General features: G+C 38.4%; 15 protein-coding genes and 2 pseudogenes. 7 read left to right on the top strand and 10 right to left on the bottom strand.

Annotation, left to right across the window (positions count from 1 at the left end; all coding sequences use genetic code 11):
- Positions 1-36 precede the first annotated feature (36 nt).
- A pseudogene (locus QFZ73_RS29035) lies at positions 37-273 on the bottom strand (GAF domain-containing protein); the annotation flags it as partial.
- Positions 274-1,002: 729 nt separating this feature from the next.
- On the opposite strand from QFZ73_RS29035, the gene QFZ73_RS25440 reads away from it, so the two are divergent.
- Positions 1,003-3,573 (top strand): helicase-related protein, encoded by a 2,571-nt coding sequence (locus QFZ73_RS25440; RefSeq protein WP_307272167.1) that lies wholly within the window; start codon positions 1,003-1,005, stop codon positions 3,571-3,573.
- A 92-nt stretch (positions 3,574-3,665) separates the two neighbouring features.
- On the opposite strand, the pseudogene QFZ73_RS25435 reads toward QFZ73_RS25440, so the two are convergent.
- Positions 3,666-3,864, bottom strand: a pseudogene (locus tag QFZ73_RS25435) (YqaE/Pmp3 family membrane protein).
- A 338-nt stretch (positions 3,865-4,202) separates the two neighbouring features.
- Here QFZ73_RS25435 and QFZ73_RS25430 point away from each other — a divergent pair.
- Positions 4,203-4,874, top strand: a complete 672-nt coding sequence (locus QFZ73_RS25430) for a hypothetical protein (protein WP_307272165.1) — start codon at positions 4,203-4,205, stop codon at positions 4,872-4,874.
- 116 nt (positions 4,875-4,990) lie between these two features.
- Here QFZ73_RS25430 and QFZ73_RS25425 read toward each other — a convergent pair whose 3' ends face one another.
- Together QFZ73_RS25425 and QFZ73_RS25420 are read right to left on the bottom strand one after the other, a co-directional pair.
- Positions 4,991-5,302 carry a hypothetical protein gene (locus tag QFZ73_RS25425; protein WP_307272163.1) on the bottom strand — a complete coding sequence of 104 codons (312 nt, stop codon included), beginning with the start codon at positions 5,300-5,302 and terminating at the stop codon, positions 4,991-4,993.
- 204 nt (positions 5,303-5,506) lie between these two features.
- A complete protein-coding gene (locus QFZ73_RS25420) occupies positions 5,507-5,836 on the bottom strand; it encodes a four-helix bundle copper-binding protein (RefSeq protein WP_251433573.1) in 330 nt (109 codons plus the stop codon).
- A 171-nt stretch (positions 5,837-6,007) separates the two neighbouring features.
- On the opposite strand from QFZ73_RS25420, the gene QFZ73_RS25415 reads away from it, so the two are divergent.
- Positions 6,008-6,397 (top strand): DUF948 domain-containing protein, encoded by a 390-nt coding sequence (locus tag QFZ73_RS25415; RefSeq protein ID WP_307272160.1) that lies wholly within the window; start codon positions 6,008-6,010, stop codon positions 6,395-6,397.
- Between the two features lie 93 nt (positions 6,398-6,490).
- Positions 6,491-6,856, top strand: a complete 366-nt coding sequence (locus tag QFZ73_RS25410) for a DUF948 domain-containing protein (RefSeq protein ID WP_251433596.1) — start codon at positions 6,491-6,493, stop codon at positions 6,854-6,856.
- A gap of 202 nt (positions 6,857-7,058) precedes the next feature.
- On the opposite strand, the gene QFZ73_RS25405 is transcribed toward QFZ73_RS25410, so the two are convergent.
- Together QFZ73_RS25405 and QFZ73_RS25400 are read right to left on the bottom strand one after the other, a co-directional pair.
- Positions 7,059-7,250 (bottom strand): DUF3934 family protein, encoded by a 192-nt coding sequence (locus QFZ73_RS25405; RefSeq protein ID WP_207441028.1) that lies wholly within the window; start codon positions 7,248-7,250, stop codon positions 7,059-7,061.
- A gap of 181 nt (positions 7,251-7,431) precedes the next feature.
- Positions 7,432-8,763, bottom strand: coding sequence for an oligosaccharide flippase family protein (locus QFZ73_RS25400; RefSeq protein ID WP_251433599.1), 1,332 nt, complete (start codon positions 8,761-8,763; stop codon positions 7,432-7,434).
- A gap of 169 nt (positions 8,764-8,932) precedes the next feature.
- Here QFZ73_RS25400 and QFZ73_RS25395 point away from each other — a divergent pair, with 169 nt between their 5' ends.
- Positions 8,933-9,088: a hypothetical protein gene (locus tag QFZ73_RS25395; RefSeq protein ID WP_307272154.1), complete on the top strand. Its 156-nt coding sequence runs from the start codon at positions 8,933-8,935 to the stop codon at positions 9,086-9,088.
- A gap of 59 nt (positions 9,089-9,147) precedes the next feature.
- Positions 9,148-9,426, top strand: coding sequence for a hypothetical protein (locus QFZ73_RS25390; protein WP_251433606.1), 279 nt, complete (start codon positions 9,148-9,150; stop codon positions 9,424-9,426).
- A gap of 294 nt (positions 9,427-9,720) precedes the next feature.
- Here the strand turns inward: QFZ73_RS25390 and QFZ73_RS25385 are convergent, their stop codons facing one another.
- The 4 genes from QFZ73_RS25385 to QFZ73_RS25370 all read right to left on the bottom strand — a co-directional run bounded on the left by QFZ73_RS25385 (position 9,721) and on the right by QFZ73_RS25370 (position 13,655).
- Complete coding sequence (locus QFZ73_RS25385) at positions 9,721-11,157, bottom strand: amino acid permease (RefSeq protein WP_307272151.1); 1,437 nt, start codon at positions 11,155-11,157, stop codon at positions 9,721-9,723.
- Positions 11,158-11,528: 371 nt separating this feature from the next.
- A complete protein-coding gene (rocF, locus tag QFZ73_RS25380; RefSeq protein ID WP_307272149.1) occupies positions 11,529-12,479 on the bottom strand; it encodes an arginase in 951 nt (316 codons plus the stop codon).
- Positions 12,480-13,019: 540 nt separating this feature from the next.
- Complete coding sequence (locus QFZ73_RS25375) at positions 13,020-13,349, bottom strand: hypothetical protein (RefSeq protein ID WP_307272147.1); 330 nt, start codon at positions 13,347-13,349, stop codon at positions 13,020-13,022.
- Positions 13,350-13,655: a hypothetical protein gene (locus tag QFZ73_RS25370; protein WP_307272145.1), complete on the bottom strand. Its 306-nt coding sequence runs from the start codon at positions 13,653-13,655 to the stop codon at positions 13,350-13,352.
- Between the two features lie 264 nt (positions 13,656-13,919).
- Between QFZ73_RS25370 and QFZ73_RS25365 the strand changes: the two genes are divergently transcribed.
- Positions 13,920-14,804: a hypothetical protein gene (locus QFZ73_RS25365; RefSeq protein ID WP_307272142.1), complete on the top strand. Its 885-nt coding sequence runs from the start codon at positions 13,920-13,922 to the stop codon at positions 14,802-14,804.
- Positions 14,805-14,925: the final 121 nt, after the last annotated feature.

The raw sequence follows: 14,925 nt of genomic DNA, 5'->3' as shown, positions 1-14,925 counted from the left end.
GATAATCCCTTTTTCAAGAATGATTGTATGACTCATCAAAGCTGCCAAAGACTTAATGAGTATCAAATCATATTCTTTAAAAACATGAGGTTTAATGTAGAATGCACATAATGTCCCAATGATTTCACCCTCATTTATTAGGGGAGCTCCCATAAAACACCCATTCCCTATAAACTTCGTTGCGGGGTGGCCACTTGTCAATACATGTTCCCTCAAATTCTGGATAACGAGTGGTTCCAAGCCATTCTCAACAACTAAATTGCAATAAACCATAATATAAGGAAGGATGTCACCTTCACAAATTAACTTTGCATTTCTATTGAAGGATTTGATCATAAAACTCTGTATGGGATTCAATATTGAAAGGAATAAAGTTTTGACCTCAATGGTTTGAGCTAAAAGTGCTAATACTTATTTAGCGATAGAATCGAAATTTTTATAATAGTTGATATCTTGCTGAATCATTCTCAGGCTCCTCTTTTATCTATAGTCTTTTTAGATTTCCGGATGTTTTTTCTCATTTTGAACGACAAAAGCACAAAAGCGGAATCTAAATACGGTGACAGTTGTGCGGATTTCCACTAAACTCAATTAAGGGGTTGGATTCGTTTTATCAATGAATAATCGAGTAAGTTGAAGAATTGACCTTTATTTTATTTTTCGGCTTTTTTTAATATCATTTAATTTTTATTTGCCTGATTACCAAATATCTAAACCTGAGTATCCGTTTCTCGATTTCCGGGATTTGCATCACTTCATAATCCCATAAAAGTCTAAGTCAATCAGTATGTATCATGCATTATACTGTAAATGAAATGGTAAGAGTACCTTTGATGTACATATTTGGTATCTTATTCATATTTTCTTCTGGAGAGTACGTAGGTAAAACAACTTGGCATTTCTGCACCTTCTCATGAGTATCTGGCTCATTTATAAAAAAAATTTGGGGAGGATAAAAGGAAGTAATAAAGTACATATTGGATAATTCAAAAGGGGATCATTATGGGAAAATTAGAAAGTATATATCCTATTGCTATAGAGAATACAAAGGAAAAAATAATCCAGGATCTGGATTTGTATTTAGAGAATCAAGAGACAATGCCTTCTTATTCAGCATATATATCAGACAGGACGTCTTTTATTGAGCAAATTTGGATAAATGTTTGGTTAAATAAAGCATCAAACGATGTGCCCAGAAAGGAAAAAAAGGCGTTTTTAAGCGAAAGGGGATTTGTAACGGAAGGTTCAGATCATAAGCTGATCAATAGCATGTTCCGGAACGAATTAAAGAAGTATCGCCCGTTCGATGGCTTAACGTGGATTAAAAAAACCTTTGCTGATAATCAACAAGATTGGGAAAAGAGATATCAAAATGCAAGGGAAAAATTCTTTAGGCGACAAGAAGAACAGCGGCTTGCCAAGCAGCGTTGGAAGATACGCGCAAGGCTGCAAGAAGAGGCCAATACATTTTTTGAAAAAAACTCACTTCCTTTATATTTACATGTCAGGTATTATATTGCTGGAATTTTGACAAAAGATCTTAAGAATAAACCTAAATTCCAATATGTCGATCCATACTTGCTTGAAGAACAGTTGGTTGAAGAGGGGGGCTTTCAAGCTGCCGAATACCTAATGGTCACTGATTTTTTTGAAGAGCTGACAGGCGATATTCACTCGTTAATCGGTTGGGGAAGGAACCGTTATGAATATGAAAATTACTTCTACAGGTATGAAAGATTAGTTTCGGATTTCATAAGGAAATTAGCTCCTGACAAATACTTGAACCATTTACCTGCTGCACTCCATCATGATTTTTTGGAGTCATATGGGGAAAGGCTGACGGGTGAGGCCCTTCAAGGTATACTAAGCGATGAATTGGCCGATTTGTCTCAGTCCTGTTTTGATGAACTTCAGGAAGAATACCTTTCTGATTTAGTGAACCTTGAAGGAATTCCTTTTAATGAAACATTGCACGAAGAAATATTTGAAAAAGATGTGGAGAACAGAGAAAGAAGAAAAGCTGAAGTATTGGCAGAGCAAGCCAAGAAGCGGGCAGAAGAGCAAAGGATGATCGATGACATCATCGGTAAGGCCTATACTCCATCATTAGGGAAAAAAGTTAGATATGTTTTGCATATCGGAGAAACCAATACCGGCAAGACGCATAAGGCCCTGGAAAAAATGAAAGATGCGGAAAGCGGTTTGTATCTAGCTCCTCTTAGACTGCTTGCCCTTGAAGTGTTTGATAAATTAAATGCGGACGGTGTACCTTGTTCATTAAAAACCGGTGAAGAAGAAAAGGCAGTTGAGGGTGCTAAACATGTCTCCAGCACCGTTGAAATGTTTCATGAAAAAGACTACCATGAAGTAATCGTCATAGATGAAGCCCAAATGATTGCCGATAAAGATCGAGGCTTTTCATGGTTTAGGGCAATCACGCAAGCTAATGCGAAAGAAGTACACATAATCGGGAGCAAGAATATCAAAATGATGCTTCTGAATCTATTGAATGAAGCTGATTTAGAACTTCACGAATACAGACGGGAAATTCCGCTCGAGGTAGAACAAAGGGAGTTTGGACTGAAGTATACAAAAAAAGGGGATGCCCTCATTTGTTTTTCGAGAAGGCAGGTACTGGAAACCGCGTCCCGGCTAAAAGAGAGTGGATATAATGTCAGCATGATATACGGCAGTATGCCTCCTGAAAATAGAAAACGGCAAATAGAGCTATTCAATCGCGGTGATACATCAGTTGTCGTTGCCACCGATGCGATTGGAATGGGATTGAACTTGCCGATACGCCGCATCGTCTTTCTTGAAAATGAAAAATTCGACGGGACACGAAGAAGAAGATTGACTTCTCAAGAAGTCAAACAAATCGCTGGTCGAGCCGGTAGAAAAGGGATTTACGACACTGGCAAGGTAGCATTTACAGCTGACATCAAAATCATGAATAAGTTGCTGGAACAGGTAGATGAGCCAGTTCAAACCTTCACTATCGCCCCAACCTCAGCTGTATTTGAACGTTTTCAAAAATATTACCGGAACTTAGGGACATTTTTCGAAATGTGGGAGAGGTTTGAGCCTCCTAAAGGCACGAAAAAGGCATCGCTATCGGAAGAAAGGGAGCTTTACGAACTGATACGGGATACTGAAATCGAAGCGCGTTTTTCTTTAATGGATTTATATGGTTTCCTGCATATTCCTTTTTCGGCAAAAGAACCAAGTCTGATCAGACAGTGGCTGGAAACCGTCGAAGCGATTGCCGAGAGCAGTGACCTTCCTGAACCGGTCATCAAGACTAGAAATCTGGAGGAATTGGAGCTATCTTATAAAGCGATAGGTCTTCATCTATTATTTTTATATCGGATGGGTAAACGGACGGAAGCTGTTTATTGGGAGCGTATCCGTGAAGAAATCAGTGATGGCGTTCATGATCAGTTAAAAGACGAAATGTTGAATTATCAAAAAAAATGCAAGCGCTGTGGAAAAAGGCTGCCGGATGACTCACGTTTCCATATTTGTGATGCTTGTTATCATAGAGGGGTTAGGAAGACGCACAGATTCAATTAATCGAATTCCTTTGAAGGGTAATAACCCGAATAAAGTGCACCTTGGTGTCGTTATTCGGGTTATTGTTGGTTGTGTGTAAATCTTTAAGTCGTTTATTTCGATTTAGCAATAAGAGCTGCTTGCTGTTTCATTCGTTTATCAGCTTTCTTATCATGCACCACTAAGATTGCATGAATTAAACCAGGGACATAAAAGAATAGTGTGAGGACCAAATTAAGCACAGCCTGAATGGGTTTACCGGCAAATAAATACGGCCAATGGAGGGAAAAGGATCGCAATTAGATAAAGAATGGTGAACACTCTCCAATATTATGATTTTTAACTGACCATTACGGTTTGATTCTCCCTTTTTGTTAATCTTTTCAAAACAAATGCTTGCTTTACTTGAATTGAGAAGCGATTCGGTTACTGAAGTTCCATTTTCCTCCTCTTGCTATCGCCTTGATAAATATATGTTCAAGAGCCGGATTCATACCAACTGAGCATTCTGATTACAAGAAGCAGTCTTTTTACCCCCGATAATGGCAGGAGGGCTATGGCTAATAATCTTTTTTGCCGCTAGCGGTCAATGTAACGCCGCTTTTTGTGTTAGAATAATCAGAATACTTACTGATGAAAGCGGGAGATTTATGAAAAAAAAGATAGGCTGTTTGCATGCGCACTATACAAATATAGAATACATAGAAACCGCATTCTCGAATTTTGATATTGAATGGCTTCATTTTGTAGACCCGGGATTGATGCATCGGGTGTCAACAGATGAAAATTTTAAGAATTCGGATGCTCAAAAAAGGGTTAAAGAACAAGTCGAATGGATAGCCGAATGTAAAGTGGATGCCATTCTGATAACCTGTACAAACTACATCGCCTTTATAAACGAAGAACAACTTTCCTTACCCATGCCTATCATTAAAATCGATGAACCATATTTTAAGCAAATTTGCCAATTGCAGCAACCGCAAATGATATTATTCACGAACCCTGCCACCGTTGAAGGAACAATCAAACGCTTAAATGCCCATGCTGAAAAACATGGGAATGTGGATTTTGAAGTGATCATCATCTACAATGCCTTTGAATTCATTATGCAGGGAATGGGAGAGAGATATGACCAGGAAATCATGAACTTCCTCTACCAGTTTAATAACGAAATTAGACCGCTGTCTGTGGCTCAACTATCAATGGTCCAAGCAGCAAAGAGATATGAACTTCAGACAGGAAAGATAGTTTTAAATCCATTGGATGCATTAGTTGATTCCATGATCGTTCAATTAGAATTAAGTTCATTGAGTGGTCTTTGAATCAAAGGATTTCTGGTGCCTCATGAACGGAATGATTTTTAAAGTCTCTTGTATATAAAAGGAAAGAAAAAATCCCTGCATGATCAGGTTAAATCCCAATGCAGGGATTTTTTTTATTATTCCTTTGTGCTGATTTGTTCACGGATGTTTTCAAGTTCTTCAAGGGTTAGATCAGTCAGGGAATTTTTAATTTCCTCTTCGACCCGTTTTCGATCAAGCTCCCTATATTCGCTCCACCAATCCCGCAGCCCTTCAGTGTTTTCAAGAAGATACTCTATATCAATTTCTTCTTGCTCATCATCTGATAAATAACGCATGACCGCACCTAATAATCGATTGAGTTTGGCTATTTCACTTTCCTTATCAGGTGAAGCGGGGGTATCTTTCACTTCTAAATCATCTTTAGCCGGAATATTCCGAGGTGTCATAATATCCTCCTGTTTTTAATACTAGTGTGCCTAAAAAGGGCGGTTTTCAATATATGTAATGGGTATTTTAAAAAATTTCATTATTTAAATATTAAATAATTTCACCATATACCTCGCTAGAATATATCTAATGGATTAAACAAAAGAATGGGTAGGTAAGGGGGAAGTTTAATAAAAGGGAATAGCTTAGTGCCATACCTTAAATCAAGCGGCTAACTTTCTGCATACTTCTACGCATCTCAAGCATGCCTCAGCACATTTTTGACAATGTTCATGATCGTGTTTTTTACATTCGTTTCCGCAGCTTTCACAAATCTTGGCACAAACTTCAGCCAACTCTGAAATAAACGGCGTACCTCTTCCTATCGCCTGTTCTAAATAAGAGCAAATATCCGCACATTCCCGATCCAAACGAATGCATTCCACCATCATGTTTACATGATCTTCATTTAAGCATGCGTCGTAACAGTGATTACACGCGGTCATACAATCATTTAAAGTTTGGATAACAGATGAATAATTCTCATGTGACATGAACAATTCTCCTCCTTAATATGGTCTCTCCCTTACTATTATCCTTTAAACTACCTTTTAAACGTCTTTTAGAATAAGGTGAGTCTTCTATAAAAGTGACCGGACAAGGAATGGACTTTAGGGAATGAATGGAAGGGATAGTGCATAAATTTAAATGAAGGGAGTGGATATATGAAAATGTTTATTAAATTAAGTGTCGCCAGTGTCTCCGGAGCCGTCGTGTATTTGATATATAATGTCAACCAGACGCTGCGTAAAGGAATGGGAACACTTGAAGAAACAAATAAGACACTGGAAGAGGTAAGAAATGCAGTACATGGATTGACGCATGAGTCCAAACAATTGATCCACTCTGCCAATCAAATTACAGCGGATGTGAAAGGGAAGATGGAAAATGTCGATCCTTTGCTAGAATCCGCTCAAGATGTTGGGGAAATGATTCATAATGTAACCCATTCAATGAAAGAAGCCAGTTTGGAAGGCCACCCTAAAGATTTAACCACTCCGAGAGCTCCTTCAACACGAACTGAAGCTGAGGGGGTTCAAATCAAGATCAAATAGTATCATTTATCAATAAAAAACAGGCACCCCGGGATCCACTAACATATATGAAGTAATCGTTTCTACTTTTAAATTTAGAGGGGGAGCTTTATTTTGATTATTCAATATAGTGTGGCTGCAATCGCTTTAGCCTTCATTTGGTTGGTCGTATTTTTAATCAGTACACTTCAAAAGGGAATGGTCACGATAGGAGAAGCCAATCAGACATTGGTTGAGGTGAGAAATGCCATCCACGATCTGTCCGGCGAATCAAGACAACTATTGCAAACTGCAAATGAAATCACCGACGATGTAAAAACTAAAATGAAAACGGTTGAACCATTATTGGATTCTGCTCAGGATGTTGGTGAAGCGATACATTCGGTTACAGACTCTGTAAAAAAAGCCACTAACGGCTTCCGTACAGAGTTTTCCCCGAAAAAAATCAATGCTATCAAACCCAAAAGCCAATTTAGATAAAAAGAAAATATTAAAAAAATGTAAGACACTACCGGGATTTGGAGTGTCTTTTTTGATGGTATGTATAATAGCCGTACTCTTATGATTCATATGGAAATCGCCCGTATATCTATAAGACACATTTCCCTCATACAGATCTCTTAACACCCTGTATGAGAATATGGAACAAACATTAATTTTGTATGGGTTTTAGGACAAGCAATTATTTTTCTGTCTTGTCACCTGTAGCATGACCGGATGTTTTTGAGTCTTTGGAATGTTTGACGCCTTTACTTACATATGGTTTGGCGTTTTTTTTCTTGTTAGCACTTGTTTTCCAACGATTCCAGCCCTTCTTGCCCGTTCCTGTGCCCGTACCTTTACCCGTTCCGCTCTTAGCCTTAGCTTTACTCATGAAATCACTCCATTACTATTGTATGGTTAGTTTAAACCATTTTACTTGATTATTACCCAAGTATGTTGAAATATACAGTAACGAAGGTGATATGTACAGGGAAAGGCTCAATATTTTTCATCTAAATCTTTATATACCAATAACAGCAAGGGATTTTGCTGGAAGGAACCTGGTTTCTGCCTCACTTTATCGATATCGATCTTGATTTCGTCAGTAAGATGCTTATGCCGATTTTTTTGCAAATGGTCAAGTAGTGCATGAAAGTTAATAATACAGCACCAGTATTCATTCCTAAAATGATTCCTCCCATATTAAGAGAAGCCTGGGACCCTAGGATATACATCATTAAAAAGGCAACAATATGGGACCATACGGTATGGATGAAAGCATCTTTCACTAAACCCAGGCCGATGAGATAGGCTTGCATAGGAATGACAAAAAAGTGAAAAAGGAAGTAAGGACATAATAATTTTAAATAATATGCGGCAGATGTTGAAGAAAAAAAGAGGGAGGTCAAAGGTTCCGCAAAGAAATAAATGAAGATCACAGCCGGAACTCCATACAAAACGGTGAAAGACATCGATTTTTGCAATAAAACCCTCAATTTTTCCTTATCCTGCTTCTTGTAAGCATTCGAAACATTCGGAATGAGCATGATCATTAAGGAATGCGCGATAAAGGCTGGAAAGAAGCCAATCGTCATCGCAACTCCAGTGAGCATCCCAAAATGCTCTGTAGCCACTACCGCACCGAATCCTGCCGAGAGAAGGGCAGTATGGATCAAAAAAGGTTGGATGGCATTTGTTATCGCATGAAAGATCCTTAACCCCATGGTGGGCAGCGAAACCGCCAATAACTTTTGTCGTGCATGTTTACCGGTTGTCCGCGAGTTCGTACCGCGCCTCATGATTCGCATTTGAAGAATCAAAAGATTGATCAAGTAAAGAAAAACGAGGAACTCACTGCCAATCAAAACAAAAAAGGCCATCAATAATGACTTTTCCTGGTTAAAATGAAATAAATTGAAGATGAGGAAAAGCAAACCGAATTGAATGATATCTTTTAAAAAGTTGGATAAGGCAATCTTCCCCATTTGCTGGACACCCATGAAATAGCCTCTTGCAATCGATGAAAAGGCAACTATTGGGATCAATGTAATGAGCAGCCATTTAATATAGGGATGGTATCTGTCCATGATGGATGAGAAGGAAAGTATGAAAGGCATGACTATACACATAACCAATACGACGACTGCAGCCATTTTAAGTGCATGAATGATAAGATTATAATGCATTGCCTGTTTATTTTCCGCAACGAATTTTGAAATGGAAATATGTAATTCAAGGCTGGCAATCACATATATCAAAAAGAAAATTGGCAATATGGACATATAAAGCCCCATGCCCTCTTCCTGTAATTCCCTGGCTAGGAGCATGTTCACTAAAAATTCGATACATTCACCAAAAAACGCTGCGACAATCAATATGAGCGTTCCTTTATAAAAAGACTTCATGTTGGCCCACTCCTAACAAGGTGTTTGTATAAAGATATGAGACAGGCCATGGAATATTCATGAGGAACTGCATATCCCGGCGATACAAAATGCAGTTATGCCTAGGGAAATCCTTATTAATCGTTGTTGACAGATAAAAAATTAAATCAGGGTAAGGGTGGGGAATAGAATGAAATCGGATTCGTTACATTCATTTCTTATGTGGAAATCGATACCCGCAATCATCATCGAAAAGCATCAAAGGGTGATATTCACAAGGACAAGTTTTTTCGTCATGTTCCCTTTGGTCGAAAGTGTCAATCATGAACATAAGAATGGGACATGAATTTCATTTTGAAATTCATGCTATATTTTGCTATCCTTTAGGGGGAGGGGATGATCAATATGAAATTCACATCTATTAGTCAATCAAATATAGATGAATTGTGCATTGCGTTTGAAAGTTGTCTTACTAAACATGACATTACATTTAAATATGTAGATATGACGGAAGAGAACGGAATCATATCGTTTATTTTTTGTAATGACCCGAAAAATGCGAGATCGGTCGACTTGGAAAGTGAACGTTTCATTGGATTGGATACTGATTACATAGCCAAGGAAATTTTAGAGCCAATCCTGCCTAGATTAAAGGAATATGCACAAAATAAAATCATCGATTAAGATGATTTTTTTGTTTTGATACTTGTTTTTATTGCCTGAATAGAGCTGAAAATTTAACTTCCTATTATATGCGTAATATTACAGGGTATAGTTTGAGGAACTAAAAAAGCTGGAAGGGAAAAGGAAGAATTCATACAGTGGTTTACCATTGGCTAGCTATTTCAGGAAATGGTGATTAAATAAAAGAAATACCCTGGGTGTGATGACATCCAGGGTATTTCTTCTTTGAAAAGCAATCTTAATGGATTGTAAAGATTGCTTTTCACCACTTACTCTACTCCGCGGAATTTTGGATCAAATGACCATTTTTTTACCGGCAGTTAATTCAACCTCCTGCATTGGAGATTCCACTTTCTTGTTTTTCTTCACTCTAAAGTGATAAACCGCATAACAACCAAGGAAGAACGCTCCCCCGCAATAAAGGGCCATTCGCTGCTCAGGAACAAATGCTAGACTGATCATGACGATGCAGTTTGCTATCAAGGCAAGAATGGGGATGAATGGATATAGCGGTACTTTGAATTTCAAGTTTTCCACCTGTCCACCTTTGCGGATATATGATCTTCTGAAAGCAAGAAGACAAGCAGCGATGGCTATCCAGCCAATTTGTGCTCCTAATCCTGCAAGGGAGAGAAGAAAGACAAACACTGTTTTGGCGGCTACTACACTTGAAAGTAAAGACAAACCAGCTATTGCAAGGGTGATAAGCAAGGCATTAAGCGGAATTCCTCGCTTATTTACCATACCGAGCTTTGGACTTGCCATGCCTTCCTTAGAAAGCGAGTATAGCATACGCGTTGCCGCATAAAGGCCAGAGTTTGCAACGGACAAAAGCGCTATAAGAATGATGAAGTTCATAATGTCAGCCGCATAAGGAACTCCAATACTATCCAGTACAACGACGAACGGACTTTCAACGATTCCTGCCTGTTCCCTTGGAATCATCGCTGAAAGAACAGAAACAGAAAGAACGAAGAAGAAAAGGGTTCTCCAAACGGTTTGTTTGATGGATTTTGGTATGACCTTTTCCGGGTTTTCACTTTCTCCAGCTGCAATTCCGATTAATTCTGTGCCCTGGAAGGAAAAATTCACTGTAATCATTGTGATTAGAAGGGCCGATATCCCATTCGGGAAGAGGCCTTCACTGAAAAAGTTGGAGAAAAATGGTGCTTCTTGTCCACCCTTCATATCAATAAGACCAAACATGGCAGCACCGCCAACTACGATAAACAGGATTATGGCCAATACTTTTATGCTTGAAAAAACAAACTCAGATTCGCCAAATGCCTTTGCTGATAATGCGTTCAGTAAAAATATGAGTAAAGCAAAGATTGCACACCACATCCAAACAGGTGATTCAGGGAACCATCTTTGCATAAGCTGTCCAGCTGCCAAAAACTCCAAGGCAACCGTAACGGCCCAACCTAACCAGTAAAGCCACCCGATGGCAAAGCCGGTTCCAGGACCGATGAATTTAGTCGCATATGTCTGAAACGAACCGGAAACCGGCATGGCAACGGATAGTTCACCTAGGCAAAGCATCGTTAAATACATGATGAAGCCCCCGACTATGTAAGAGAGGATAGCACCGAAGGCTCCTGCTTCATGAATGGTATAGCCTGAACCGATGAAAAAGCCCGTACCAATACATCCCCCTATTGAAATCATAAATAAATGTCTTGCTTTCATGCTCCGTTTTAATTCATTTGGTTGATTTTCTGCTGTTTTCATTGAAAAACTCCTTTACCTGATGGGTGCAAACGGTTTCATTTATGTTGGGACGTTATTAGGGAATTTGTGTTTTCACAAGTCTAATAGCTTTGATTCTGATTCTTAGATGATGTCGAATTCCCTCCGATAAGAGATTACTTCTGCATTAAAGAAGCATGAGTCAATGAAACATAGGTACCTATGCAGAATTAATTTCGAAAGCGCCGCTTAATAAAGAAAGAGAAGCCAAGCGTCAGGAAACTAGGGATGTAAATTGATTCATGCCGATCATCCGCCAATGGGAAGAAGCACATAAAAGAAGTATGGGCTTTTCCCCATGGAGCATCACTTTATCGAACTCTCTATATTTCTATCAAAAACATAAAGTCCGATTATTTAACATGAGCCAATAAATCAGGAGTGATATGATCTTCCGCTCCATATAGTAATTTTTCCCCAAGCAATGAGCCCATTAATGCGACAGCAACTTCAGCCGTTTTATTATGCTCGTCCAAGATTGGGTTTATCTCAACAAACTCTGCTGATGTAATGATATTAGCTTCAGCTAGCATTTCCATGGCAAGATGGCTTTCGCGGTAACTAATACCTCCCATTACAGGCGTTCCGACCCCTGGTGCATCATCTGGATCAAGTCCATCAAGATCAAGTGATAAATGTACAAGATCCGTACGTTCTTTCAGATAGGAAATCGATTCTTCCATCACTTTTGTCATACCCATTCTATCAATCTCATGCATAGTATAGACTTTAATTCCTTTTTCCCTGATTAACTCTTTCTCACCTTGGTCTAAAGAACGGGCACCAATAATGACAATATTCTCTGGTTTGACTTTTGGAGAATATCCGCCAATGTTAGTCAGTGCAGGGTGGCCAAGGCCCAAACTTACTGCTAGGGACATTCCATGTATGTTTCCTGATGGGGAAGTTTCGGCAGTGTTTAAATCCCCATGTGCATCATACCATATTACGCCTAAGTTTTCAGAGTGCTTCGCTAAACCGGCTAATGTCCCGATAGCTATACTGTGATCTCCCCCTAATACTAAAGGAAAACGATTCGTTTGGATGACTTCATTCACTTTTTGACTCAATTTTTCATTACCTTCTGCTACGTCCTGCAGATTCTTTAAATTTGTGTCGCTATCACTTTGTGCTCTTTCCTGTATTTCTACTTTAATATCACCTTCATCACGGACAGTATAACCGATGTTTTCAAGTCTTTCACTCAACCCTGCATATCTAATGGCACTAGGCCCCATATCCACTCCTCTTCTAGTTTGACCAAGATCCATTGGCACACCAATAATTGAAATTTCCTTCTTCATGTGTAATTCCTCCTTCGATTTTTCTTCCCTAGTATAAGGGTAAAAGGATAGATGACTCAACTCGACATTTTTTTGAATATTTATACGATTAAGAAAAGGGTGAAAGTCTTGGGTTAAAATTCCTATTACAGATTATTGATGAACATAATATATTACCTTTAGGGGTATTGGCGACAATGGATGAATCCTTGTAAAAACTGCAATTGTTGAGATTTTTATTCCAGGAATGGAAGTGACAGCGCTACCAATCAGAATCTTTCGCTAAGGATGATTCAGAAGATATTGAATATAATTTACTAGATACATTTATTCAGGAAATGGGGCAGTTACAGCTATAATGCATGGAAGGATTTTTCATTTTTATATTAAAAAAATATTTTTTGAAGAGGTAATAAAGAACTTTTCGCCAATCTGGTTAACCGCGAGAAACGAATCATTCCAAAAAATAGGGTAGTTTGCTAGAATTATATGGAAAAGTTGGTTTAGGTAAACAAAAAAGGTAAAGGGTGGCAGGTTAGATTGCTGCTCTTTACCTTACTGTTAAAATTTTCCACTCCATTCCTCATCTTCAAGTGGCACACTATTGGTACTGATATATTCTACAATCCTATTTCCATGTTTTAGAACCCCATCTTTTTTTAGGGCATTGATAATTTCGGTAAAGCGGTCTTCATCTGCGTTCCGTTTCTTACGTGTAATGGTAATCCGAATGGTTGGGGAAACTTCATAATCTTTATAGCTGGCTGGTTTATTCGGATCAATTTTCAATTCTTTCCCGATCCCCTCATCAAAGACCAAGAGTAATTGATTATAATCGCCCATTTCTTCTTGAATCTTCTCCCAATCTTCACTTTTTGTAATATTTCCCATTTACTTGGAAATCAATACGTCACCCAGTTCTTTGTCAACATAAGGCCTAATTTCTTTTTCTGCATCATCTTGCCATTTATCAGATAGGAATGTATCCTCCATTTCCCCTGTTTCATCATTAAAGAAAACTAGAAATTGAGTACCATATTTTTCATGTTTCACTTTAGCTGCGTATTCAAAATAGCCCCGGTTTCCCATATTATCGTATAGGACATCATATATTTCGGTTCCTTCATCAAAAGTTTTCTCTAGATATCGTTCAGCTTGATCCCGGACCTTCTTTTCTCTGTGTGAATGAAAACACAAGTATCACCACACCAGCCAAGATGATTGAAAAAACACCTAGTAAAGTAAGTAAAACCTTTTTTGTTTTGCTCAAGGAACACCCTCCTGTAATCCTTGCTACTTCTCAATAATTCCCATATTATTCTAACATTTTTATAGCTCATTTCACAAAGGAAATTGGGCCGATCTTTTCCTGGCGCGAAATCTAAATGACCTGCCTTCCAAAATATCGGGATACTTTGTTACAATAAATAAATGGTTAGTACCCTAAAGGGAGAGATTGACTTGGAAACCTATCAAAGAAAAATGAATCATAATCGGGATGAATACAGAAAGTTGCGGTGGCAACGGCATCGTACACAAGTTACAGGATTATTCGATGCCGTTTTTTCGAAAAAAGCGTTCGTAGATAAAGTGGCTATCGTTGGTGCAGGCAATTGCGATGATTTGGATATAGAGTATTTGGCAACTAAATGCAACACCATATATTTATTTGATATTGATATGGAAAGTATGGAAAAGGGTACGGCGAATTTGCCTGATCGGACCCGGAAGAAAATTCAACTTGTTGAAATCGATGTAACAGGCCTCGATAAAGTGGATTTTGATAGCCACCTATCTTCCATGCTCAATCGTGGTGAAACGGCAAAGGGAATTATTCAATATTTAAAGGATACCGAGAATCGCTTAGGTCAGCTTTCTGAAAGTGTTTTTGCTAAATATTATAATGATTTTGATATCGTGGCAACTTCCGCCATTTATACCCAACTATTTTATAATTGGGCCAAGGAACTGCTTTCTGATCATGCAAACCACTATCAGAAAAAAGACGCAGAAGAAATGAAAAATGGAATTTTAGATCTAAGGGATGAGATCGTACGTACAGTGAATCACTCTATATCTAAATGTACCAGGCAAAATGGATTCTGTATTACATGGACTGATATCTTAAAAATCGAACCAGAGTATATGGATACCATTAATGAAGGGCTGAATGCCATCTTTGCATTGGCCTCGAACGTGGGATATGGGGCAGCATTGATAGGGGTAAAAACATTTATTGAAAAAGTGGATAAAAGCGAATTGACCCTTCGATACTGGACATGGGATTTTAATGCAAACAAACAGTATTTGACCATCGGCATTATAGGGAGAATGAATGGATTGTAAAAAAATGAAAATGGCGGGATAGATAAGCATATCAACAGCTTAATCTATCCTTTTTTTGATTGGTTATAGTCCCCTTAGGAAGATTATTAATCTTTTTTGGCGTAATAAAAAGGGAACTGGA

It is taken from the genome of Peribacillus sp. V2I11, from assembly GCF_030817135.1.
In the GTDB taxonomy this organism is placed as follows: domain Bacteria; phylum Bacillota; class Bacilli; order Bacillales; family DSM-1321; genus Peribacillus; species Peribacillus simplex.
The sequence above is the reverse complement of the archived record's forward strand: the minus strand, read 5'-3'. Positions and strand labels throughout refer to the sequence as shown.

Bases quoted from the DNA above. Each gene is read 5' to 3' on its own strand.
- QFZ73_RS25395 (WP_307272154.1), top strand. From the start codon at position 8,933: ATGAAATCGGATTCGTTACATTCATTTCTTATGTGGAAATCGATACCC.
- QFZ73_RS25405 (WP_207441028.1), bottom strand. From the start codon at position 7,250: ATGAGTAAAGCTAAGGCTAAGAGCGGAACGGGTAAAGGTACGGGCACA.
- QFZ73_RS25375 (WP_307272147.1), bottom strand. From the start codon at position 13,349: ATGGGAAATATTACAAAAAGTGAAGATTGGGAGAAGATTCAAGAAGAA.
- QFZ73_RS25400 (WP_251433599.1), bottom strand. From the start codon at position 8,763: ATGAAGTCTTTTTATAAAGGAACGCTCATATTGATTGTCGCAGCGTTT.
- QFZ73_RS25385 (WP_307272151.1), bottom strand. From the start codon at position 11,157: ATGAAAACAGCAGAAAATCAACCAAATGAATTAAAACGGAGCATGAAA.
- rocF (WP_307272149.1), bottom strand. From the start codon at position 12,479: ATGAAGAAGGAAATTTCAATTATTGGTGTGCCAATGGATCTTGGTCAA.
- QFZ73_RS25430 (WP_307272165.1), top strand. From the start codon at position 4,203: ATGAAAAAAAAGATAGGCTGTTTGCATGCGCACTATACAAATATAGAA.
- QFZ73_RS25390 (WP_251433606.1), top strand. From the start codon at position 9,148: ATGAAATTCACATCTATTAGTCAATCAAATATAGATGAATTGTGCATT.
- QFZ73_RS25425 (WP_307272163.1), bottom strand. From the start codon at position 5,302: ATGACACCTCGGAATATTCCGGCTAAAGATGATTTAGAAGTGAAAGAT.
- QFZ73_RS25420 (WP_251433573.1), bottom strand. From the start codon at position 5,836: ATGTCACATGAGAATTATTCATCTGTTATCCAAACTTTAAATGATTGT.
- QFZ73_RS25440 (WP_307272167.1), top strand. From the start codon at position 1,003: ATGGGAAAATTAGAAAGTATATATCCTATTGCTATAGAGAATACAAAG.
- QFZ73_RS25415 (WP_307272160.1), top strand. From the start codon at position 6,008: ATGAAAATGTTTATTAAATTAAGTGTCGCCAGTGTCTCCGGAGCCGTC.